At 53.1% G+C, this 21493-nt stretch carries 26 protein-coding genes and 1 riboswitch; of the genes, 4 read left to right on the forward strand and 22 right to left on the reverse strand.

The genetic code is table 11. The annotated features are described in order from the left end of the window. Positions 1-20: 20 nt before the first annotated feature. The 10 genes from thiE to DI14_RS09105 form a co-directional block, all read right to left on the reverse strand. Positions 21-662: a thiamine phosphate synthase gene (thiE, locus tag DI14_RS09060; protein ID WP_034807761.1), complete on the reverse strand. Its 642-nt coding sequence runs from the start codon at positions 660-662 to the stop codon at positions 21-23. Beyond that, positions 631-1473, reverse strand: coding sequence for a bifunctional hydroxymethylpyrimidine kinase/phosphomethylpyrimidine kinase (thiD, locus tag DI14_RS09065; RefSeq protein WP_034807764.1), 843 nt, complete (start codon positions 1471-1473; stop codon positions 631-633). Before thiD ends, thiE begins: the two co-directional genes overlap by 32 nt. Next, complete coding sequence (gene thiM / locus DI14_RS09070; RefSeq protein WP_034807765.1) at positions 1470-2258, reverse strand: hydroxyethylthiazole kinase; 789 nt, start codon at positions 2256-2258, stop codon at positions 1470-1472. Before thiM ends, thiD begins: the two co-directional genes overlap by 4 nt. Continuing rightward, positions 2255-2929 (reverse strand): thiaminase II, encoded by a 675-nt coding sequence (tenA, locus tag DI14_RS09075; protein ID WP_034807767.1) that lies wholly within the window; start codon positions 2927-2929, stop codon positions 2255-2257. Before tenA ends, thiM begins: the two co-directional genes overlap by 4 nt. A 74-nt stretch (positions 2930-3003) precedes the next feature. After that, positions 3004-3108: riboswitch (TPP riboswitch) on the reverse strand. A 61-nt stretch (positions 3109-3169) separates the two neighbouring features. Further along, a complete protein-coding gene (gene pelG / locus DI14_RS09080; RefSeq protein WP_034807769.1) occupies positions 3170-4618 on the reverse strand; it encodes an exopolysaccharide Pel transporter PelG in 1449 nt (482 codons plus the stop codon). Beyond that, positions 4599-6017 (reverse strand): GT4 family glycosyltransferase PelF, encoded by a 1419-nt coding sequence (gene pelF / locus DI14_RS09085; protein WP_034807772.1) that lies wholly within the window; start codon positions 6015-6017, stop codon positions 4599-4601. Before pelF ends, pelG begins: the two co-directional genes overlap by 20 nt. Next, positions 6014-7861 (reverse strand): DUF2194 domain-containing protein, encoded by a 1848-nt coding sequence (locus tag DI14_RS09090; RefSeq protein WP_034807774.1) that lies wholly within the window; start codon positions 7859-7861, stop codon positions 6014-6016. Before DI14_RS09090 ends, pelF begins: the two co-directional genes overlap by 4 nt. Next, a complete protein-coding gene (locus DI14_RS09095) occupies positions 7843-8781 on the reverse strand; it encodes a lipopolysaccharide assembly protein LapB (protein ID WP_034807776.1) in 939 nt (312 codons plus the stop codon). The genes DI14_RS09090 and DI14_RS09095 overlap by 19 nt, the downstream gene beginning before the upstream one ends. Before the next feature lie 2 nt (positions 8782-8783). Beyond that, positions 8784-9953 (reverse strand): GAF domain-containing protein, encoded by a 1170-nt coding sequence (locus DI14_RS09100; RefSeq protein WP_034807779.1) that lies wholly within the window; start codon positions 9951-9953, stop codon positions 8784-8786. Positions 9954-10106: 153 nt separating this feature from the next. After that, complete coding sequence (locus tag DI14_RS09105) at positions 10107-10934, reverse strand: putative glycoside hydrolase (protein WP_235193434.1); 828 nt, start codon at positions 10932-10934, stop codon at positions 10107-10109. Between the two features lie 108 nt (positions 10935-11042). On the opposite strand from DI14_RS09105, the gene DI14_RS09110 reads away from it, so the two are divergent. After that, positions 11043-11438: a potassium channel family protein gene (locus tag DI14_RS09110; RefSeq protein WP_034807781.1), complete on the forward strand. Its 396-nt coding sequence runs from the start codon at positions 11043-11045 to the stop codon at positions 11436-11438. An 11-nt stretch (positions 11439-11449) separates the two neighbouring features. On the opposite strand, the gene DI14_RS15540 is transcribed toward DI14_RS09110, so the two are convergent. Genes DI14_RS15540 through DI14_RS09125 form a run of 3 tightly spaced genes read right to left on the reverse strand, consistent with a single transcriptional unit; the run spans position 11450 to position 13089 of the window. Then, complete coding sequence (locus DI14_RS15540) at positions 11450-11602, reverse strand: hypothetical protein (protein ID WP_034807783.1); 153 nt, start codon at positions 11600-11602, stop codon at positions 11450-11452. A gap of 48 nt (positions 11603-11650) precedes the next feature. Further along, positions 11651-12490 carry an aminoglycoside 6-adenylyltransferase gene (locus DI14_RS09120; protein ID WP_034807785.1) on the reverse strand — a complete coding sequence of 280 codons (840 nt, stop codon included), beginning with the start codon at positions 12488-12490 and terminating at the stop codon, positions 11651-11653. Next, a complete protein-coding gene (locus DI14_RS09125; RefSeq protein WP_034807787.1) occupies positions 12487-13089 on the reverse strand; it encodes a pentapeptide repeat-containing protein in 603 nt (200 codons plus the stop codon). The genes DI14_RS09120 and DI14_RS09125 overlap by 4 nt, the downstream gene beginning before the upstream one ends. Before the next feature lie 54 nt (positions 13090-13143). Between DI14_RS09125 and DI14_RS09130 the strand changes: the two genes are divergently transcribed. Continuing rightward, a complete protein-coding gene (locus DI14_RS09130) occupies positions 13144-13590 on the forward strand; it encodes an NUDIX hydrolase (RefSeq protein WP_021065918.1) in 447 nt (148 codons plus the stop codon). A gap of 3 nt (positions 13591-13593) precedes the next feature. On the opposite strand, the gene DI14_RS09135 is transcribed toward DI14_RS09130, so the two are convergent. Continuing rightward, positions 13594-14271 carry a YjjG family noncanonical pyrimidine nucleotidase gene (locus DI14_RS09135; RefSeq protein ID WP_034807789.1) on the reverse strand — a complete coding sequence of 226 codons (678 nt, stop codon included), beginning with the start codon at positions 14269-14271 and terminating at the stop codon, positions 13594-13596. A gap of 71 nt (positions 14272-14342) precedes the next feature. Between DI14_RS09135 and DI14_RS15055 the strand changes: the two genes are divergently transcribed. Beyond that, on the forward strand, positions 14343-15185 hold the full coding sequence (locus DI14_RS15055; protein WP_051622663.1) for a GNAT family N-acetyltransferase: 843 nt from the start codon (positions 14343-14345) through the stop codon (positions 15183-15185). Positions 15186-15196: 11 nt separating this feature from the next. Here DI14_RS15055 and DI14_RS09145 read toward each other — a convergent pair whose 3' ends face one another. Genes DI14_RS09145 through DI14_RS09160 form a run of 4 tightly spaced genes read right to left on the reverse strand, consistent with a single transcriptional unit; the run spans position 15197 to position 17643 of the window. Further along, positions 15197-16144: an alpha/beta hydrolase gene (locus tag DI14_RS09145; RefSeq protein ID WP_034807790.1), complete on the reverse strand. Its 948-nt coding sequence runs from the start codon at positions 16142-16144 to the stop codon at positions 15197-15199. A 59-nt stretch (positions 16145-16203) separates the two neighbouring features. After that, a complete protein-coding gene (locus DI14_RS09150) occupies positions 16204-16560 on the reverse strand; it encodes a hypothetical protein (RefSeq protein WP_034807791.1) in 357 nt (118 codons plus the stop codon). After that, on the reverse strand, positions 16560-17285 hold the full coding sequence (locus DI14_RS09155) for a hypothetical protein (RefSeq protein WP_152545894.1): 726 nt from the start codon (positions 17283-17285) through the stop codon (positions 16560-16562). Before DI14_RS09155 ends, DI14_RS09150 begins: the two co-directional genes overlap by 1 nt. 4 nt (positions 17286-17289) lie before the next feature. Next, positions 17290-17643, reverse strand: coding sequence for a PadR family transcriptional regulator (locus DI14_RS09160; RefSeq protein WP_034807794.1), 354 nt, complete (start codon positions 17641-17643; stop codon positions 17290-17292). A gap of 170 nt (positions 17644-17813) precedes the next feature. Between DI14_RS09160 and DI14_RS09165 the strand changes: the two genes are divergently transcribed. After that, on the forward strand, positions 17814-19271 hold the full coding sequence (locus DI14_RS09165) for an aldehyde dehydrogenase family protein (RefSeq protein ID WP_034807797.1): 1458 nt from the start codon (positions 17814-17816) through the stop codon (positions 19269-19271). Between the two features lie 44 nt (positions 19272-19315). On the opposite strand, the gene DI14_RS09170 is transcribed toward DI14_RS09165, so the two are convergent. The 4 genes from DI14_RS09170 to DI14_RS09185 form a co-directional block, all read right to left on the reverse strand. Then, positions 19316-19654: a zinc ribbon domain-containing protein YjdM gene (locus DI14_RS09170; protein WP_034807801.1), complete on the reverse strand. Its 339-nt coding sequence runs from the start codon at positions 19652-19654 to the stop codon at positions 19316-19318. Between the two features lie 67 nt (positions 19655-19721). Continuing rightward, positions 19722-20234, reverse strand: a complete 513-nt coding sequence (locus DI14_RS09175; protein WP_034807804.1) for a GNAT family N-acetyltransferase — start codon at positions 20232-20234, stop codon at positions 19722-19724. Positions 20235-20344: 110 nt separating this feature from the next. After that, positions 20345-20671: a four-helix bundle copper-binding protein gene (locus DI14_RS09180; protein ID WP_034807807.1), complete on the reverse strand. Its 327-nt coding sequence runs from the start codon at positions 20669-20671 to the stop codon at positions 20345-20347. An 84-nt stretch (positions 20672-20755) separates the two neighbouring features. Next, on the reverse strand, positions 20756-21367 hold the full coding sequence (locus DI14_RS09185) for a serine/threonine protein kinase (RefSeq protein WP_034807810.1): 612 nt from the start codon (positions 21365-21367) through the stop codon (positions 20756-20758). Between the last annotated feature and the right edge of the window lie 126 nt (positions 21368-21493).

Genomic DNA, 21493 nt, shown 5'->3' on the forward strand with positions numbered 1-21493 from the left:
TCTTCCTCCTCGAATCGAATTCAGAGACACTTGAAACGTCGTGTGGCTGCCGCCACGTCCGGCGCCGAAGCGATGGCCGAGATGATGGCGACCCCGTCGGCCCCGTCACGTCGAATCAACTCGACGTGTTCAGGCCGAATGCCCCCAATCCCCACAATCGGGAGCTCTCGGTACGCCGCCCGCACTTGACGGATGAGCGTCGTCCCGTTCACTTCCCCGGCGTCCGCTTTTGAGTCCGTCGGAAAGATGGGGCCGATGCCGACATAGTCCGCATGCACCATCGCCGTCGCCGCTTCTTCGAGCGAATGGACGGAGACACCGAGCCATTTGTCCGCCCCAATCATCTGTCTGACGCGACGGGCCGACGCATCTTCTTGCCCGACATGGACCCCGTCCGCGTCGAGCTTCATCGCCAGCTCGACATCATCGTTTACGATAAACGGGACGCCGTACGCGCGACAAAGTCGAAGCAACGTCCGGGCCACCGCTTCTTTTTGATCTCCATACAGTGCCTCATTTCCTTTTTCGCGAAATTGAAAACATGTGACGCCACATTGAAGTGCCGTCTCGACCGTCTGGAAGATGTCTTTTGTGTTCGTCGTTCCACAGATGAAGTACAGCTCTAGCTGTTCAGCGAGTGCGGCTCGTCGTGATCGTTTCAAGCGTGACACCCTCCTCTCCATGCGTCCCATACGCCCAATGGTTCGTCGGTCCGTGTCCGGCTCCGATTTCGAGTCCATGCGTGATGGCGCTTTGGATGAACCGCTTTGCCGTCACGGTCGCCTCAATCATCGGACGGCCTTTGGCGAGTTCGGCCGTGAGCGCCGCCGAGAACGTACAGCCAGTGCCGTGCGTGTCAAGCGTTTCGATGCGCGGTGCCGAGACGAGAAAGGCCTCTGACGCCGTCAAGACGAGATCTTCGGCACGTTCACCCTCGAGATGACCGCCTTTTAAGACGACGGCCTTCGCACCGAGCGCCAAGATTCGTTCCGCCGCTTCAAGACGGTCTTGGAATGAGCGAATCGTCAAGCCCGTCAACACTTCTGCTTCCGGCACGTTCGGCGTGACGACGGTCGCGAGCGGCAACAACGCCGTCTTGAGCGCCTCGACAGCCGTGTCTTGAAGCAATGATGCCCCCCCTTTTGCAATCATGACCGGGTCGACGACAAGCTGTTTGAACGCATGCCGCTTCACGCCGGAAGCGACGGTCTCGATTCGACTCGCATCGAACAACATCCCGGTCTTGCACGCCTCGATTGAAAAATCGGAGCCGATCGCATCGAGTTGTTGCGCGAGCAATTCGGCCGATACCGCTTCGACGCCATGCACACCACGTGTGTTTTGTGCCGTGACTGCCGTCAAGACGCTCGTCCCGAATACACCGAGCTCTTGAAACGTCTTCAAATCGGCTTGAATGCCGGCGCCGCCGCCCGAATCAGATCCGGCAATCGTCAACGCTTGTGCGCGCTTCATGACACCACCTCAATCCGGTCGCTCGGCAGTTCGACCGCGGTCATCTTCCCAAGCTCGTTCAAGAAATGAATCGGGAAATCGCCCGATCCCTCGGCACGTGCGGTCGCGAGTTCCCCGCAACGGGCGTACCCGGCGAGCGCCGTCGACGTCGCGGTCATCGCGTCAGCCTCGACCGCAAGAAAGGCGCCGACGACCGCGCTGAGCAGACAGCCGGTCCCGGTCGTCCGCGTCATCGTTTCGGTTCCTCCTTTGATTTCAATCGTCACGTCCCCGTCACTGACGACGTCCGTCTCTCCGGTCATGGCGACGACACAGCGATACCGTTTGGCCGCCTCGCGCGCGACGTCTGTCACGTCTTGCAACGCTTCTCCCGCGTCGACCCCGCGCGCGTGCGCCGTCCGGTCAATCAATGTCGCCATCTCACCGGCGTTCCCCCGGATGACCGTCACCTGAACCTGCTCGAGGATTGCAGTCGCCACTTGACGTCGAAACGCCGTCGCACCGACACCGACCGGATCGAAGACGATAGGACGTCCTGCAGCGTTCGCCGCTTGTCCCGCTCGAATCATCGTCCTTTCCGTCGTCGCATCGAGCGTGCCGATATTCAACACGAGCGCATCGCTCACCGTCGCCATTTCCGCTACTTCCTCGACAGCGGACGCCATGACCGGTGACGCACCGATCGCGAGCAATCCGTTCGCCGAGAAGTTGGCGACGACGATGTTCGTAACGTTATGGATGAGCGGCCGCTCGGCCCGTACTTTATCCCACAAATCGCGTTTCATCGGCTCACCTCCACCGGTACGTCCCACGTCTCGAGCGTCCAGGCCATCTGCCAAAACGCCACTTCGTAATAACAGCTCTTCAAGAACAACTGACGGTAACGTTTGCGTTCGGCTTCTGTCGCTTGCTCGGCCAACAGGTCGAGCCGTTCAATCTGTTCTTCGACGAGTTCGCGGAACCATTCCGACCCATACGTCGCAATCCAAGCCGTATAGATCGGATGCTCCGGCTTTGCATCTTTCAATCGTTCGCCAATCTCGTAGTACACCCAGTAGCACGGTAAAATCGCTGCGAGTACGTCCCCGAGCGTCGGTCCGGCTTGTTGCATGTGCATCGCGTACGCATATGCGGTCGGCGCCGGCTCGAACGTACGTCGCTCTTCCTCGGTCACATCAAGCATCGTGAAGAACTCACGATGTAACGCGTGTTCCGCCTCGATCGTGTGGAGCGCGTGTGTCAAAAAACGGCTCGACAGTTCCATATCTTGCGCCACGATTGCCCCTCTCGCCTGCACTTTCGAAAATTGGTTCAGATAGTATGAGTCTTGCAGAACATAGTGGCGAAACTTCGCCTCGTCGAGCGTCCCTTCGCCGAGTGATCGGACGAACGGGTGGTCAAAACTCGCTTGGAACAAAGTATCCGCTTCTTGTCGGATGTGTTGGGTGAACGTCATGATGAACTCCTCCTTTTGTATGAAAAAACGCCGCCTCCCATAACGGAAGCGGCGTCGGACATACAGCGTGAGAAAAGTCGTTTCGCCCACTTCCCTCCGCTAGCGTGAACTAGATCAGGTTCAAAGGGTCTGGACCTCTTCCATCTCAGCCGCGTCATGCGACTCCCCTAGTGGCAAACATTATGAAATTCGGTCGTCTTCGGACACATCATATCAATCTTTCGCTGAAATAGGAACCCTTCAACGCGAGAAGCGACGATTCAATGCCGTTCCCATCTGTGAGAAGCGCTCGATTCCGAGCTTGCGTCGATTCGAGGACGCAAACACGTAATAGTCGACTTTTCCCATGAAATACATCAAGCGCAAACCGGCGATAAAGAACGTGATGGTCGTACTGACGGCAAACCCGACGCCATACCAATCGATGCCGAGCGGTAACAGCGCCAGCGTGAAGAGTGCGTTGCCTGTGAAAAACGACAAGTTAACGAAGAGTGCCCCGCGCCGGTCCTCAAAATAGAGAAGGAGTAACGTCAAGACGAGAATCATCGCGTTCGCGAAAGCGGCGAGCGTCGTCATCCGAAAGATTTGACCGACTTCTTCCGGTACGCCAATCCAGCCGACGAACACACCCGCCATGAGAATGGCGAACAACGTGACGACGCCTTGGCTTCGTCCGAGACGAATCAATTCGTTCTTTAGGACGGTCGTCATCGTCTGTTTCGCTTTATCGATTTGATGCAAAGCGCCCCCGTAGTTGATGAGGCCGTAGAACGTGCGATACCGTTCATAGAAGCGTGTCTCGACGGCGACGACGAACAAGAGCTGGGTCGGCACGATCGTCAAATAAGACCAGAATACGGCCGTGTCATAGTACGGGTTGAACACGAACGATTGCGCGACGACGGTCCGCCCCTCCCCGAACCAAATGATGAAGTTCGTCACCCAAATGCCAAGAACGTACAAGACGCCGATGGCGAACAAATCGGGGTAGAGATCAAAATAGCGGAAATAGGAAAACTCGTTCGTCGCATAGCGGAGCGGGAACGTCCGTAGCATCGCAAAGAATAAGCCGAACAGCGTGACGAGCATCCCGACCGTGAAGCCGAGCAGCAGCTCCAAGCTCGTCGGGTCCACTAGGATGCGGCTAATCAAGAACACGCCGCCAATCGCGATAAAACCGCCGAGTAAAAAGCTGTACGCGATCGCCTGATAAAACTTGGCAGCGCTCAAAAATAAGAACATGACCCAAATGACGTTAATCGTCATGAACAAGACGAACAAGACGAGCTTATACAAAAAATCGAGCGGTGAAATCATCCAAAAGATGCTGTACATGATGATTGCTGCGAGCATCGTCACTTTCAGCATTCCGGTAAAGACGGGAAAAATATCGTGTGCTTTCTTCTCGTAAAACAAATCGGCGACGTAACGCGTGACGACGAGCTGTTGGAAACTGAACAAGATTTGCGAGAAGATGAACGCATAAGATACCGACAACATAAACAGCGTCCGTTCCTCGAGTGAGAGCATCGGCATTTGAAACGCCAGCCATTGAATCGTCCCGACGACCAAAATGACGATGAGCCAAGGTCCTGAGGTGACGAGACCGGAGAACGTGTACGCCTTCAGCCGGGATGAATAGTAGTCTTCTTGAAACAACTTCTGTAGCTTAAACCCGATGCCCGCCATACTGTTCCCTCCTCGCTTCATAGATTGCTTTATACCGGTCGACGAACTGTTGCAACCGGTAATATTGACGGACGCGTTCGCGGCCGTTCTTGCCGAAGCGCATCCGTTCACGCGGATAATCCATCATCCACTCGATTTTATCGGCGAGTGCTTCCGGGTGGACAGGCGGCACGATGAACCCGGCTGGACCGAACGGGTCGTCCGAGCGTCCGTATAAAAGTTCCGAACAGGCACCGACGTCTGTCGCCACCCATGGGATACCGGCAGCCATCCCTTCTAGGACGGCTAGCGGCTGCCCTTCCGAGATGCTCGTCAGTAGCAACAAATCGAACGTCGGTAACCATTCCTGCACATTCACTTTCCCGACAAGTTCGACATAATCCGTCAGACCGCTCTGTTCAATCAACAACCGACATTCCTCGGCATATTCTTCGTCCTCATCGAGCGGGCCCATGATCGTCAGTTTAAAGAGGCGGCGCCGTTCTTGTAAAATCTTCGCCCCATAAATCATCGTCTTTAAATCTTTAATCGGTACGACACGGACGATGGCCCCGATTTGAAACACGTCGTGCTCGACCGGCTCGATGACCGGACGGATGTGGCGATCGGCGATGCCGTTGGCGATAATCTTCGTCTTTTCGCTCGGTGCCCCAATCCATTCCTGATATTCACGATTCCGTTCAAACAGCGTAATAATCTCATCGGCCGCATTGTAAGCCTCGCGTGACAAGTGGTGGAAGAAACGGACCCAGCGCGGCTTGTACGGAGCCGGAATCCAGTAGGACTGAAGAATCTCTTCTTCCCGCTCACGGGAATAAATGCCATGCTCGGTTAATATGAACGGGATGCCTTGTGTCTCCTTCATATAGGAGGCGACCATCCCGGCGTAACCGGTCGACACGGAATGGACGAGATCGACGTCAGGAAGCGGCTGATGCAACACGCGAAGCACCGGCATGTACATGCTTTGCCACATCCAAAAGTAGTCGATGAAAGATCCACCGTTCATCTCTTCAGAATAGGCAGTCTTGACGTTGTGCCAGAAAAACTCACTGGCGAAAAACGCCTCACTCGAGGGGACTCGCGTCCCGATAATCCCGAGTGCCTGTCGATTCGGGCTCTTCAACATCAGCCAATCCGACAGCTTCCGCTCTTCCTCAGGTGCGAGTTTCATCCGTCCTTTCCCCTTCACACCGGACTCGTTCAAATAGAGATGCGTGATTCCAGACACATTTTCCGGCAACACATACTTCATGTCCTCGGGACGCTTCACGGTCGGTTGGATGGAGATGATTTGAAACTCCACATCCGGCATCTCTTCAATCAGCGTCTGGGTCCAACTCGACACCCCTCCGCTCACGTACGGATAACTCCCTTCTAACACGAGTCCAATCTTCATGGTGTGCCTCCTTCGATGGCAATCTGAGCGTTCGCCGCCGTCAATGTGACCAAGTAGAGCGGGCGATCCGCTTCCATTTGTTCGACCGTCCCAAAGTCGAACGTACCTGTCTCAAGCGATTGTCCGGACTTGAGCCGGACCGTGAAATGCGACGGATTGACGAGCCCTTCGCCTGACAAGTAGACAGTCCCGTCATCAAACGAGATATTCACGTCCGCCGCTTGGTAGGTGATGAGCTTTTCCGTCGCGTAATGCTGGGTATACGACTGCAGGTGCGGATAGTTTGTATTCACGTCGTCATTGATTTTTTTCAGACTGGCGAACATCGTGTCCCAATCACGTCCAAGTGCCCGGTCGGGGTCGATAACGTCATCCGGGTGAATGAAGTGCGAGAAGACGCCAAAATTGGCAATCGCGTCGACCATCTGGAAAATCGAACCGCGCTCTTCCCCGTAATCGCTCGATACACGTGGAAAGTGGTAGACGTGAGGGTGTGTCTCATCGAACTCGAACTCTTGCACGAAATCCCCGTTCTCTGGTTCCCCGGTATAAAGCGACGCGATTGTGCGCAGTTCAGGTAACGCTTCAGCGATCGCATCGACGCCGGTCCGATTCAAGGCGTTCGACGGTGGGACGTACGATTTGAGCGTCTCAGCCGGGAAATAGTTCGCGAACACGGACTCGGCTTGAAGAAGCGACCGCTTCATCTCGTCTTTATCTTTCCACGGGATATAGCCGTACGTCGGGTCAATCGGCTCATCAGCCGTGACAAGCGATTGATGGTTATAGCCATGTAAACCGATTTCTCCACCGCTTGCCAATAACTTACGACCGAAAAACAGCATCGGGAATTCGCCTCGCCTAATCAACTCTTCATCGACGAGTTCCATTTCTTCCTCGTACGTGCCAATCATCGCACCGGTGTAAATCAAGTCGTCTTCTTCGCCCATTCGGAGCATGTCTTCCCACCAATCTTCAGCAAAGAAGTCTTTGACCGATTTGTCGAGCGGCGTCGTCGAGACGTCTTTCATTTTCCCGCTCATGATCGGGGCCGGAAAGTCATCGATATACATGAGCTTGATGGCGGCCTGTGCGGAGACGAACGCCGGTGGCAACGTGCCGAGCGTTTGGACGAATAGGCCACGCGTCATCTTTTGATTGGTGATGGTCGTGTTCCAATAGAGCACGTTCCCATCGCCGACCGCATATTCCCAAAGGATAGGGAACCTTTCTGCCGACAGTAAGACGTTTGCGTCGTCTGCGATGGCAAAATCGACGACACTGTGGACGAACAGATCTTCCGGTGGATTCAAGTCGACGTAGCCTGGGAAAATCACTTCCTCGAAATTCAAGCCGTACACGTCCGGCACAAACTCCCCAATCTCTTCAATCCCTGTCAGCTCATTGAAGGCAGCATCTTTAAACCGGTTGCCAAAGATGAGGTTGCCGCCTTGCTTTACAAATTGTTTCATCTCGATGAGCGGCCAACGTGTCGTCCGTTCTCCCGTGAAGATGAGAATCGTATATGGCGAGGGCGTCACCGTCCCGACTTGTTCCGGTGTGATTTCTTGGACGTCGATTTTCGCATAGCGAAGCCCATATAGGATATTTTCAGCCGTCTGAACGGCCAATTCTTCTTCGTCACGGACAAGATAGACTTGAAGGCGATGTTGGCCGGTCTGAGCCGTTTCTCCGCCTTGAATCTGGTCAATCTCGATTCGCTGCTCTGCGATACCCGGCAACAGCGTGTGCAACGAGTGGATCCGTAAGTATTGAATCGCGCCGACGATGACGAGAAATAAGACGATGAAGAGCGAGAATGAGATTACAGTTCGTTTTTCCATGATGTCGTGTCACTCCATTCTTCAAATAGCAGCCGATACTCGTACGGCACGTCCTCGAGCGAGAATTGGGTTTGCATCATAAACATGACCGCTTTCACCTCGGCCCAACGTTCCCGCTCATAATAGAAATCGATGAGCATGAGATGGGCCTCGATGCGTTCCGGGAAGTGATGCACATACTCTTTCAAGATAGCGAGTTGCTCTTTCGGTCGTTTCGCATCACGATAAATTTCATTCAAATCTTCATATATCCAAGCCGTCGGCGGAAAGAGCGTTTTGGCAATCAACAACTCCTTCAACCAGGCTTCCCGCTTGTCGGTCAGCATGACCGTCGTAATCAGTTCACTGTGGATCATCCGTTTATAGATGGTGGCGAGCCGGCGAATCGATGCCGGATTCCCAAGGTCGTAGTCACGTTTCGCCTGCTTCAATTCTTGTTCGTATTGATCGACCAAAATGTTCATCGTTGCCGCTGCATAATGGACCGTTTCACTGTCCTTACTCTGCAGACCCATCTGCAAGTACTTCCCTTGTTGGTCAATCGAGTTATTCACGTGCGTCAAAATCGAATGTTTCCGAATCGCCGGGTCTTTTGAGTTGATGGCATCGGTCAACGGGAGCAAGCTCGCACTCGATTTCGCCTCGTGACGAATCTTTTCATAGTTGACGACCTTGAAGTCGATATATTCATCGTAGTCTTCAATCAAGCCACTGCGACCGAACCGTTCGGCGAGTCGATAGACAGCATAGACGGCAAGCTCGGCGATGAAAGGTAAAAACAGCCCGAAGCAAAGGGCTGTCACTGCGACCCCGTAATCTGGGGCTTTCATTCTCCGCTTCAACACAATGAGCAAGGCGAGGGCGAGGATGGCATGAATGACATAGAGGAAAATCCAAACGGTGCTACTAATCGTTGCCATACTCACACCCCTTTCTGAATCAAGATGCCTTCAATCCGGTCATAAATCCGTTGCCGGTGTTCTTCGCTCGTCCCCGGCAGTAAGAGCATCAGCTTGTTGTCATCTTTGTCGTAGCCGACGACATCGATTTCCCGCAAGTACGAATGGACGATGGCCTCGATGCTTTCGAGGGACACCGGCTCATAGCCAAGCGCATATTCGAGTACGATGTATGGTTGGCCGTGATGCAGTTTCTTTTGCTCTTGCAACGCAACGAGCTCAGTGAACGCATCTTTTTTATAGAACGACGTCCCCGGATAGAGCAAAGCATGCTGTTCTTTTCGAATGAGCGTCTGCGCGTTCTCAATACGCGTCCCGATCCAGGAGAAGAGGATGTTCAAGACGTGCAAATCATCGGTCGTCAACTTACGGAGCGGTAAACGTTTGATGACGACGACTTCACGCGTCTGTCCATCAATCGTGATCGGCGCGAGCAACATCGGGTCCGAGTCTTCATCATCGAGTTGGCGTAGCGTCGTCTCTTGGACTTGGAAAAAACGTTTAAACATGCCCGATGCCTCGTCGAGGAAAATCGTTTGCGGGAACTCTTTTTTCTCCGCTTGGCGAATAAGGAGACGCATCGACTTCTGCGACCGGTCGACGTGATAGATGGCAACGTCACTTGCGAGAAAATATTTTTTCAAGAGGCGAATCGTTTCGCTTCGAATCAATTCAGGATGTGGTAAATCAAGCGAGACGGCCAATTCATACAGTTGGTTGAGGCTATATTCCGATTGGAGTAACTTTTGACGAAGTGTCGTCTGAGAAGTGTTGAGTAAGTCGACTGTCTCTTTCAAGTACGTGTTTTCATCTTTCAGTTCCTCGTTGCGGAACTGACTGATCTCGTACCGTTCACGAAATGACGTGCTGAACAATCCGACGATGACAGTGAGGGCGAAGTAATAGAATAACGTGAGAAGTGAATTTGTATCGTAGAACAATAGGAAGATGTCGCCACCGACGAAACCCGTATAGACGACCTTATAGACAAGCAACAGAGCGAAACTGATGAGACCAAAGATTGTCCCGTACCGTAAGGCGAATAAAATCGCCGCAACGTAAAACAAGTTTAAATCGTTTTGAATCGACCCTAAGCTAAACACGAGGTCGATGCCGATCAATACGGCGAACACGACAAGGATTTCGGTCCACTTGATCCATGGACGGTCTTGAGCGTAAAAAATAAGAATCCCCTCCTCTTCGAGTTTTATGTTGTTTTATGGTAAAAATATTAGTTCCTTACATTAAATACCCGCACACTTCCTTCCTGTAACCTTAAGTAATCCCTAAAAATCCCATGTGTCATAATAGGTCGGCTCATGATAATGGATGTAACCGTTCGCTTCGGCCAAATCACGACTCGCACTTTCTTCCGTATCCGATACGGTCAATACGGCAATGTCGTACGTTTCACGCAACGCGTTTAATCGCTCAATTTTTTCCATCGACCATGAATCTGATGTGATGGCCGTATAGTTAAACCCTTCCCACATGAATCCGTCGACGTAAGGGGCACTCGTCCGCTCCAACGTCTCGATTCCCCAATTCTGAACGATCGGGACACCCGGATACGTGCCTTGGATTGATTTTAGAAACGTTTCTAAACCGTCGAGCTGTTCGGCTAAGTCGGTAGGATAGTCGAGATGAACGTCATCGATGTCACCGACCGTATCCAAGAAGATGCCATCGATATGCTTATTGATGATTTGTTTTTGGATTTCACGAATCAAGATTTTTCGAAAGTTGGCAGATGCGATATTCGTCAAATACGAGTCCCATCTCTGAAAATAGATACGTTCCCCGTCCCGATAAAAGAAATCGTCCTCTTCCATTTGTCCAATTAACGCCCGGTTCCACGTATCTGCCTCCATCACGTTGATATAGCCGAGTACTTTCGTCCCCTTCGATTGAATCGCCTCGATTTGTTCGGTCGTGTACCAAATCGGTTCGATAATCACGAGGTCATAACTGGACATATCGGCGATAATCTCGTCTGTCGGCACGTTGTAAAAGATTTTATACGTCTCAATCTCATCGAAATCGAATGGCGTTTTTGTCACGCAACCCCCTAAAATAATCGTTGAACACAATACGATCAATAAGTAACGCCGCACACGGACACCTCCTTGTCGTTGGTTCGTTCATGATGTCAAATTGGTCCGTTTCCTAGTGTCTGGGCAGGGTACAACAGTTATAGACCTTCTAAAAAAGGAGAGACGAACATGAATACCATTCTCTTCACGATTGCCGTATTATTCGTCGGCATGAACGTATATACCTTCTTTCGGCACAAGACGTATCGGCAGACCGGCTTTGACGGACGCTTCTTCAGTCACTTATTCGTCAGTCTGTGCGGCGTCCTAGCCGGATTTGCCGTCATCTATTACGCCTTGTCACAAAACGGTGTCATCCTCGTCACGTCGCTCGAGTCGATGACCCCGGTCGATCCGAATTGGCAGAACCTCCTTTACTTCAGCGGGGTCACTCTCCTTTCCATCGGCTTTGGGGACATCCTACCGGTCGGTCCGGCCCGCTGGTTTGCGCTCATCGAAGCCGCCATCGGCATCTTATTGCCGACAGTGTTTTTTGTGAAATCCATCTACAAAAAAGAAGACTGACAGGCAGTCTTCTAGCGTCCGGTAATGAGCAAATACATGTTAAACGCGACGAGTCCGAGCGGAAACAAGGCCACGACGATGATGGGCCATTTTTTCGTCCGGATGCCGACAAATAAAAGTAAACTCCCCACTAGGAGCGCGATGAACGTCGTATACGGATTCAAGCGTCATTCCCCCTTCTATACAAGGGGGTTTCCCGACTCGGTAAAAAGTTAATCGCGCTGACACCAAAGTGTCGAATAGGCGTCACGTATGCGTCGTGCTTCTGCTTCCTGAAACGGAATCCCTGACTGGTCGGCCACTCGTCGACTGACCTGTTCGAACAAATCGATCAGCTGACGATGGGCTGACTCGAGCGAAGTCGTCTCGATGACAGGATATGTGTCGAGATACGCCTCCCAACACTCCCGGGAGACGTGTTGGCTGAGGCCGTCTCCAGACTTCCCGACGTTCACAGTAAAGCCCGTTTGAAACCCGACCTCGAACGAGAGCATCTGCCGGAGCATCGTCCGCATGATGGTCAAATGGTCATACGCGTACAACAACTGTTTCCGGTTGATGCCTTTAACGACGTAAAGCGACACCCACCAAAATTCGTTCCAACACTGTTCATAATCGAACCGCGTCGGTCGTTTGATGCGGTACGTGTCATCAGACGGGACTGGTTGACCGGCGATGTCGTCTTTATCAATCAGGACGAGACTGAGCGAATCAGCGGCGAGCGTGGCCGCGACCGCCTCAAGCGGACGGACGGTCAAATCGACACGATGGCCGGCGGCGAACTGAACGAGAAAGGCGAAGCGTTCATAGTCGGCGTGGCCTGGTATCTCATCCGGCGTCTGCATAATCAGCACGTCCCCGAGCGGCCCCATCCACGAGCGGTCTTCGATGAACGCGTTCACGTCTTCGACGAAACAAGTGACATCGACGTCTTGATAGCGATCCCGTTGCACGTCCGGGTTGGCGAGCGACCCGTTCAAAACGAAGACACGAACGTTGTCGTCTCGGCTCACGAACTCACGTAACCGTTCGAGCACACGTTCATTCGTCATATGACGTTCGCCCCGAGCGAGCGGGCGACTTGTACGGCCTGCATCACGTCAATCGTCGCTTGTTTTAAATGGACGTCTGAAAAATCGACCCCGTCCATCTCGGCGCCTACAAAATCCGCACCCGTGCAGTCGGCGTGTTGCAAGACGGCACGGGACAAGACGGCGTTCGTCCACACCGTCTCTTTCAAATCAGCCCCGTATAAATCGGCCTCGGTCAACCGGACACCGGACCAGTCCATCTTCCGGAGTGGGGCGTGCCGAAGATTGACGAACGACCAATCCCCTTCACGCACGACGACCCCTTCGAACGTGCATGACTCGAATGACGAACCTGTCATCTTGCACTCGTCGAACTCCGACAAGAACAGGTTTGCCCCGGTGAACGTGCAGTTTAAGAACGAACTCTCGTTATGACGTGAGGCGTTCCATTTTGAATCGGTGAAGTCACAGTTGATGAAGCGGCACTGCTCGGTCTCGAACTCGGTCGCATCGATATAGGTAAAACGACAGTTCTCGAACGTCGTCTGCGTGAGTTGAACGTCACGGAGCGTCTCGTCCCGAAAATCTTCTCCAACGTATGTGGCATGTGATTGAAACATGATCGGCCCCCTTGGCGTATACTTGTTATAGCTATAGAAATGGAGTGATGAAACATGGATATCGTATTTCCGACCGAGCACGGCACGTTCAATTATCGCGTCGCCGGCATCTGGGTCCAGGACGGTCATTTGCTCGTTCATCGGAACGTGAACGATGACTTTTGGGCGTTGCCGGGCGGTCGGGTCGGCATCGGCGAAGAAGCCGAGCTCGCCTTGACGCGTGAGCTGCAAGAAGAACTCGAAGCGACACTGACGGGAACGACGTTCGCTTTCGTCTCCGAAAATTTCTTCACGTATTTGGAGCGCACCGTCCATGAGATCGGCATGTACTTTTATGTATCAGGTGACCTCCCGCTCCGGCATGGAGACTTCCATGGACCGGAAGGAGATCACCTCATCTATCGTTGGCAGCCGCTCGACGCGCTCCGGGACTTGAAACTCTTCCCGGAGACACTCTATGCGTTGCCGCAATCACTACCGCCCCACTTTATCGATCGCTGAGCTTTATAGAATCGACTTCAATTCGTGCAAGTCTTGAATTTCATACGTCGTTTCGACCGACGCCGCAATCTCGTGCGGGTTGTACCAGCACGTGTCGAGCCCATACATGCGTCCGCCGGCGATATCTGCCGTCAGCGAGTCGCCGACGATGAGCCCGCGTTCCGGTGCGACGTGCGGCACACGGTCGAACACGTAGTCGAAGAACGGTTTCATCGGCTTCTGTGACCCGGTCGCGTCCGAGACGAACACGTCTTGGAAATAAGGGAGCAGTCCCGAGGCTTCGAGCCGTTTGAACTGCGTCTCCGTGACGCCGTTCGTGACGATGTAGAGCGGATATTGTTCGCTGAGCGTTTGGACGAGCTCGAGCGCCCCATCGATGATGTGCACACCCGAGTGAAGATGGTCGCGATAGCGCTGTTCAGCTTCATGTGCATCGATTGTGATACCAAGCGTGTCGAACAGTTGCGTGTGGCGTCCCATCAAGACGTCTTCCCGTCCGACCTCGCCGCGCTCGAAGGCGCGCCATAATCCGTTATTAATCGTCACATACTGTTGTTTCAGTTCATCGGTCATGTGAACGTTGTACGCAGCGAGCAACTGCTGCAAAGCGACGTGCTCGCTCTGTTTAAAGTCGAGCAACGTATCGTCGACATCGAATAAAATCGCTTCATATCGTTTCATAATCTGTATTACCCCTCTCTGCCTCTAATGTACAGGAACAGACATTGAAGTTCAAAAAAGGAGCAAACCGTATGCCAAAAAAGCCAATCACCAACCTCGAATATTCGGAAAAAGAACTCGACTCGTTTTTTTACTTAGCCGACGAGACATTCGGCATCGATTTTCGCGAGTGGTACAAAGCTGGCGAATGGACTGACCGTTATCGCTGCTATTCATTGACGTTCTATCGGAATGTCATCTCGAGCGTCGGGATGAGCCGGATGACAGTGATGATGGACGGAACCGCGCGAGAAGCGTATCAAATCGGAACGGTCATGACAGACGAGATCCGACAAGGACAAGGACTCGCCACCCGCATCTTTAAACACTTGTTTAAGCAACATGACACGGATGGGTTGCCTTATTTTCTAGCTTGCAACGAAAGCGTTGAACCGTTTTACGAGAAGCAAGGCTTCTCCGCACAATCGGAACCGGAGTTTTTCGTCCGCGTCTCGGGATCGGCTTCTCCACTCGAACACGTCGACGTCGATGCCGAACAGTGGCGGCGTTTCAAACTGGAATCACTCCCGTTTTCACCGCGCCTCTATACGACAGACGATATGCACATTTGGATGTTTCATTACTATCAAGGGATGGATGAGGATGTGTATCGTTTCGATGACGTCCATGTCATTTATATAATCGAACGCTCGCGTTTAATTCTGTACGCCGTGCTGTCGCCGCGTCCTGTCGATATGCGTGACGTCGTCGCACGCCTCTCTTTTGAAGGCATCACCGAAATCGTCTTTAAATTTACGCCCGATTTGGATGGTGTCGAGCAACGTCCGTCCAGCGACGGTCCATGGATGATTCGCATGAACGAAGGGAAGTTTTTCCCTGAAGGTTGTCGCTTCCCTTATTTGTCGCAAGCATGAAAAAACTCGCCTCACGGGCGAGTTTTTTGCGTATAGAATACATGTCGAAGCGCCCTTGCCGCTTCTTTAACGGCTCGTCTCGCTTCCGGGACGTATGCGTAATAATTGACGAAGCCGTGGATGAGTCCTCCGTAATTGTGGTACGTCACCGGCACCCCGAGGCTAATCAGTTTATTCGCATACGCTCGACCGAGGTCGCGGAGCGGGTCATACTCGGCCGTCAACAGTGTCGCCGGCGGTAAATCAGCCAAATGTTCGGAAAAAATCGGCGAAGCGTACGGGTGTGTCAGCTCCGTCTCATCGTTAAAATACTGATGCTGGAACCATCGAATCAACCCTTCGTCGAGCAAGTAGCCGTTCGCATGCTCAACCATCGACAACGGCACGTTTTCCTCGGTCCCAGTGACCGGGTAGAGGAGCAGTTGGTGCACCACTGGCGGGCCGTCTCGTTCGACGGCGATTAAGGCGCTGACCGTCGCGAGCGCCCCGCCGGCACTGTCACCGCCGACGGCGATGCGGGCCCGGTCAATCCGTAACGTGTCCGCGTGATCGGCCACCCAGACGAGGGCGTCGTACGCATCTTCGACAGCGGCCGGGAACTTGTGCTCCGGCGCGAGACGGTAACCGATTGAGATGACGGTACAATCCGCCTCGTTCGCGAGCGTCCGGCAAATCGCGTCATGTGTGTCGAGGCTGCCGCTGACATAGCCGCCTCCGTGATAGTAAACGAGCACCGGGGCGATGGTCTCGGTTGTCCGATAGACTCGGCCCGGAATCGTCCGGCCGGCGAGAGTGAGCGTAATCTCTTCCACTTCCTGGACGTGCTCTTTATGTTGAAATCGGGTCATCATTGCGTCTTCTTGTCGTCTTAATTCGAGCGGATCCAATTGGTCATATGTGGTCGAGAGCTGATTTTGAAACTGGTTCAAATAAAATTGAATCGTCGGATTGACTGGCAATGGGAATCCCTTCTTTCTCTTTTAGGCGTTCAGTTGCCTATTCCCAGCCGCGTCCGACCTTAAGCAGAATCGCGCGTTTTTCGAAATGCCCAACGATAAAAGGAAGTCAAGCCAACACCAATCGCGAACACCATCGTCCAGATGTTCATGACGATGAACTGATTGAACGGCTTAAAGAAGTAATCCCACGCCCCGTCGACACGCCAAACCATCGCCGTGGAAATGAAATAAGATACGATGAGTCCGAATGCGAGCCACGGGAACATCCCACGTCGGGCAAACCGCCACGAGCCCCACCACATGACGGCCGGAATCACGAGATACCCGAGCGCATTCCCCCATAGAAAGTCTGCCGCTGTCACGAAAAAGCCCCACGGCAGACATAAAAGAATGATGAAGATGATTCGTCCGAGCATCACGCTTGCCCCTGTTGATTCTTTTTCCACCAGACGAACAAGAAGACCCCCATCCCGACGAACAGAATCAGCATCGAGAAAATAAGTTGTTGCTCGAGCGGCAAACTCGTCTGAGCGAACGCGTATTGCGGCCCGAATAAGAGCAGCGGAATAATCAGATTGATCCACGTCTTCGTCCACACCGAGACGATGAGTAACGTAACGACGGCCATTCCGAGCAAGACGAGTTGGCCGGTCGAACCGAACACGATCGTCGGGGTCTCGACGAAGATGTCGAGCACCATCAGACCGAGGAACAGCGTCATCGGCAACACGGCAAGCGCGATGTACGTCGCCCCGTTTTTGAATGGACTTGCTTTCGAACGGACGGACAGATTGCGGAACGCTTGCGAGGCGGCCAGCAAGAACAAGATGGCGACGAGCGGGAACCCGATCAGCTGAACCGTCGAGAACGTCATCTCGCCTTGAATGAAGTTACCGATGATGATGTAGGCGAACACGTTCGGAACCAACATCGCGATGATTTTGAAAAAGCCTTTCCCATCAAACGCCATCTCATGCCCGAGATGCTGCATATAGGCTTTCGGACTTTGGCCGACGACATCGTCCACACTTTTTCCTGCCCGTTCCGCTTCCTCGAGGTGGTCTTTGAGCTCGGCGACGACGTCTTGCACTTCCTCTTCCGCTTTTCCGCTCGACATAAGATAGACTGCTAAATCATCCAAAAAATCACGACTCTTTTTTGAAAGCTCCATCTTTATTCCCCTCTCCGAGTACGCGGTCGACGCCGCTCGACACTTCCGCCCAACGTTGTTTGAAGGCGAGCAATTCTTGCTGCCCCGCCTCCGTCAAGATGTAATACTTTCGCTTCGGCCCTCCGGACGGCAGTGTCTTTTGAATCGTCTCGACCCAGCCGTCTTTCTTCATCCGCAATAACACCGGATAGATGCTACCCTCACTCACCATCGTGAATCCGTACGCCTGCAACTTCTCCGACATCTCGTAGCCGTACGTCTCTCCTTTATCGATGATGGCCAACAGGCACCCTTCGAGCAATCCTTTCAACATCTGACTCATCGCCATGGCGTGACCTCGCTTTCATCAAACTAACTTGTTATACATAATAGTAATGGAAGGTACTACCAAGCGCAACTACTTTGTAAAACAAGCTAGTTTCGCATCGATAGGTTTAATTTTTCAAATCAGGTGAATACTTCTTAAGGTGAAGTAAAAACATAAAGGAGTGTTTGAGTATGCATACCGATTTTACGAAGATGTACATCGATGGCCAGTGGGTCGAAGGATCGAGCGACAAATCGATTGATAACACCAATCCGTTCACGGACGAAACGTTATTCTCCATCCGCTCGGCCGACGAATCCGATCTCGACAAGGCCTACGCGGTTGCAAAGGAAGCACAAACCGAATGGGCAACGAGGCTCCCGCAAAACCGACGCGCCTTGATTGAGAAGTTCGCCGAAGTGACGCTCGAGCATAAAGAAGACATCATCGAGTGGCTCGTCAAAGAATCGGGCAGCACGCGCATTAAAGCAGAAGGTGAGTTTTTAGCGTCGATGGCGATCATCAAGGAAGCGGCGACGTTCCCGTTCCGCATGGACGGCCTCATCAAGCCGTCGATCGTCCCGAACAAAGAGAACCGCGTCTACCGGAAACCGCTCGGCGTCATCGGCGTCATCAGCCCATGGAACTTCCCGTTCCACCTCGCGGTCCGCTCCATCGTCTCCGCGCTCGCGACGGGCAATTCGGTCGTCGTCAAACCGGCGACGGCGACACCGGTCACGGGCGGTCTCTTGTTCGCTTCGTTATTTGAGGAGGCGGGCCTTCCGAAAGGCGTGTTGAACGTCGTCGTCGGTCGCGGTTCGGAGATCGGCGACGCGATCGTCGAGCACCCGGTACCAAAACTCATTTCGTTCACTGGTTCGACCGAGGTCGGCAAAGGCATCGCCGAGAAGGCCGGACGCCTGTTGAAGAAGACGGCGCTCGAACTCGGTGGGAATAACGTCTTCGTCGTGTTAGATGACGCCGACATCGACCGTGCCGTCGAATCGGCCGTCTACTCGAAGTTCTATCACCAAGGGCAAATTTGTATGTCAACGAACCGCATCCTTGTCGCCGAGTCGATTCACGATACGTTCCTTGAAAAATTCGTCGAGCGGGTTCGCGCCTTGAAGTTCGGCAACCCGAACGAATCGGATACACAAGTCGGGCCGCTCATCGATCACGACCAAGTCGAGCGCATCCTCGACCAAATCAAGCAGACAATCGACGCCGGTGCGACGCTCCAGATCGGCGGGAACGCTGACGGGAACGTGCTCGAACCGACCGTCGTGAGCGGTGTCACGAACGACATGCCGCTCGCGAAAAATGAGATTTTCGGACCGGTCGCCGTCATCTTGTCGTTCAAAGACGATGCCGAGGCGTTGAAACTCTCGAACGAGTTGCCGTACGGACTGAGCGGTGCCGTCCACGGTTCAATCTATCGCGCGACCGAGTTCGCCCGAAACGTCGAGACCGGGATGATTCACGTCAACGATCAATCGGTGAACGACGAGCCGCACTTGCCGTTCGGTGGCGAGAAAGATTCTGGTCTTGGCCGTTTCAACGGCGAATGGGTGCTCGAGGAGTTCACGACGCTCCAATGGGTCTCCGTCATGCACGAACGCCGAGAATACAAACCCTTCTTCTCGTAAGCAGCAAAAAGCGTGTTGATCCGTTTGCGGACCGACACGCTTTTTTAGATTTTCTTCACAAATTCCGATTTGAGTTTCATCGCACCGAGCCCATCGATTTTGCAGTCGATATCATGATCGCCATAGACGAGACGGATGCCTTTCACTTTCGTGCCTTGTTTGACGACGAGCGACGTCCCTTTCACCTTCAAATCTTTGATGACCGTGACCGTGTCCCCGTCTTGGAGCACGTTGCCGTTCGCGTCTTTGATTTGCGCGTCCGCTTCTGCCTCGGCCGCCTCGCTCGGTGACCACTCGTACGCACATTCCGGACAGACGAGCAAGCTCCCATCCTCATACACGTACGTGGATTGACACTTCGGACAATTCGGTAGTTCTGTCATGCTGATTCCTCCATTCGATTCCCTGTAGCCAGTATATCGTAATTTCGGAACGTCCGACAGCTACCGCTCAGCCCTCTTCCGGCGTCTCCGGACCGTTCAAATCGAGTTGATAGAATGATAAATCAAGCCATTTTCCAAACTTGTAGCCGGCCCGTTTCACCGTACCGGAATGAACGAATCCGACTTTTTCGTGAGCCCGGATACTCGTCACGTTCGAAGCGTCGATACCACCGATGACGGTCTTATACTCACGCTCTTCTGCGAGACGGATAATCTCACGGAGCAACTTGTTGCCAATCCCTTTGCTGCGGTAACCGGGATGGACGTAAATCGAGTGCTCCACCGTGTATTTATAGGCTGGCCAAGGTCGGAACGGACCGAACGTGGCGAATCCCATGACGACGTCCGCTTCTTCCCAGACGATTACCGGAAGACCGGATGCCTTCTTCTCTTCATACCAGGCGATTCGGTTTTGAAGCGTCACCGGTTCATAGTGATAGACGGCGGTACTGTTGACGATAGCATCGTTGTAAATATGTAGGACGGCCTGAAGGTCGTCGCGTCGACAAGTTCGAATCATGAGGCACCACTTTCTTAGCGTTTTCTTCATTATACTTATCTCGATTTCAAAATACACGTGGCGATTTGCTCCTACATAAAAAAGTCAGTCGACCGACTGACTTTTTTACATTATGCGGCCAACCGATCGCACATCGACGCGCACTCGAAACAGACGCGTGCGCATTCCTGACAATGCTCATGCTTGTGTTTCTCACACTCCTGGGCGCACGCCTTACAGACGACGGCACAAGCCCGGGCAAGTTCCGGCACGAACGCCGAATCCCGCGTCATCGCCTCGGCGAGAAATGTACAGAGGGCGGCGCATTCACGGTCGAGTCGGATGCAATCGACCATCATCTTCACGTCTTTCTCTTCTAGACACGATTCCAAACAGTAGTTACACGTCTCGACACAGTCATGTAGCGTCTCCAATTCGTTCGCATAAATCCGATGCATAAATGGATCCTCCTTTTTTTAACTGAGGTGACAAGTCCAATACGTTACTGTTGTTCCCTAATCGCCAAAAGAAAAACGTCCCGCTCACTGTCTCGGGTCGTTGACGAACGTCCGATATAGGTAAGCGACCGCATTCAACAGCCGTTTCGAATAACGCTTCGGCATGAACGGGAGACGGTAGAGCCGATACATCCGCTTCAAATCTTCCCATTGATGGTCGACGTGCTGGCCTTGACGGAATCGGGCCAAATCGATTAAATAGATGCGCCCGTCCGGACTGAGGATGATGTTTCGCAAATGGACGTCGGACGGTGTCAGCCCGAGCGCCCGTGCCGCAAGGAGCGCTTCATCGACTTGATTGATATAAGACGCGTCAATCCAAATCCCTTCGGTCAAACATTCAAATAGCGTCTTCCCCGCGATGTAGTCGATGACGATATAATTCGGCCCGGCCTCATAGAGCCGTGGGAAGTGCGGCACCCCTTGCAGCGTGTCATAAATGACGTGCTCTTCGGCCGCGATGTGAGTGAAACCGGGGAAAAACACTTTGATGACGAGGGCGGTCCCGTTGATTCGAAACACCGCGGCGCTTCGCCCGATTCCATGTAACTCGAGTTGATCGTGATGCCTGATAACGTGGGTCTCGTGACCGGATTGGTCGAACACCACGTCGGCGTAGTCGTGATAGCGTCTCATGAGGGGCTCCTCTTCTAGATTGTGTTTTTATCATAGCGGATTTTAGTCGATTTGACTGCATCCTCGAATCGGCAAAGTGACGCTTCGTCGATTTATCCGTATAATGAAAGCGATTGACAAAGAGGA

This window comes from Exiguobacterium sp. AB2 (assembly GCF_000696055.1).
GTDB lineage: Bacteria > Bacillota > Bacilli > Exiguobacteriales > Exiguobacteriaceae > Exiguobacterium > Exiguobacterium alkaliphilum.

Excerpts from the sequence above, each read along its gene's own strand:
- thiD (WP_034807764.1), bottom strand. The coding sequence starts at position 1,473 with ATGAAGCGCGCACAAGCGTTGACGATTGCCGGATCTGATTCGGGCGGC.
- thiM (WP_034807765.1), bottom strand. The coding sequence starts at position 2,258 with ATGAAACGCGATTTGTGGGATAAAGTACGGGCCGAGCGGCCGCTCATC.
- tenA (WP_034807767.1), bottom strand. The coding sequence starts at position 2,929 with ATGACGTTCACCCAACACATCCGACAAGAAGCGGATACTTTGTTCCAA.
- pelG (WP_034807769.1), bottom strand. The coding sequence starts at position 4,618 with ATGGCGGGCATCGGGTTTAAGCTACAGAAGTTGTTTCAAGAAGACTAC.
- pelF (WP_034807772.1), bottom strand. The coding sequence starts at position 6,017 with ATGAAGATTGGACTCGTGTTAGAAGGGAGTTATCCGTACGTGAGCGGA.
- DI14_RS09090 (WP_034807774.1), bottom strand. The coding sequence starts at position 7,861 with ATGGAAAAACGAACTGTAATCTCATTCTCGCTCTTCATCGTCTTATTT.
- DI14_RS09095 (WP_034807776.1), bottom strand. The coding sequence starts at position 8,781 with ATGGCAACGATTAGTAGCACCGTTTGGATTTTCCTCTATGTCATTCAT.
- DI14_RS09110 (WP_034807781.1), top strand. The coding sequence starts at position 11,043 with ATGAATACCATTCTCTTCACGATTGCCGTATTATTCGTCGGCATGAAC.
- DI14_RS09120 (WP_034807785.1), bottom strand. The coding sequence starts at position 12,490 with ATGACGAATGAACGTGTGCTCGAACGGTTACGTGAGTTCGTGAGCCGA.
- DI14_RS09125 (WP_034807787.1), bottom strand. The coding sequence starts at position 13,089 with ATGTTTCAATCACATGCCACATACGTTGGAGAAGATTTTCGGGACGAG.
- DI14_RS09130 (WP_021065918.1), top strand. The coding sequence starts at position 13,144 with ATGGATATCGTATTTCCGACCGAGCACGGCACGTTCAATTATCGCGTC.
- DI14_RS09135 (WP_034807789.1), bottom strand. The coding sequence starts at position 14,271 with ATGAAACGATATGAAGCGATTTTATTCGATGTCGACGATACGTTGCTC.
- DI14_RS15055 (WP_051622663.1), top strand. The coding sequence starts at position 14,343 with ATGCCAAAAAAGCCAATCACCAACCTCGAATATTCGGAAAAAGAACTC.
- DI14_RS09150 (WP_034807791.1), bottom strand. The coding sequence starts at position 16,560 with ATGCTCGGACGAATCATCTTCATCATTCTTTTATGTCTGCCGTGGGGC.
- DI14_RS09160 (WP_034807794.1), bottom strand. The coding sequence starts at position 17,643 with ATGGCGATGAGTCAGATGTTGAAAGGATTGCTCGAAGGGTGCCTGTTG.
- DI14_RS09165 (WP_034807797.1), top strand. The coding sequence starts at position 17,814 with ATGCATACCGATTTTACGAAGATGTACATCGATGGCCAGTGGGTCGAA.
- DI14_RS09170 (WP_034807801.1), bottom strand. The coding sequence starts at position 19,654 with ATGACAGAACTACCGAATTGTCCGAAGTGTCAATCCACGTACGTGTAT.
- DI14_RS09175 (WP_034807804.1), bottom strand. The coding sequence starts at position 20,234 with ATGATTCGAACTTGTCGACGCGACGACCTTCAGGCCGTCCTACATATT.
- DI14_RS09180 (WP_034807807.1), bottom strand. The coding sequence starts at position 20,671 with ATGCATCGGATTTATGCGAACGAATTGGAGACGCTACATGACTGTGTC.
- DI14_RS09185 (WP_034807810.1), bottom strand. The coding sequence starts at position 21,367 with ATGAGACGCTATCACGACTACGCCGACGTGGTGTTCGACCAATCCGGT.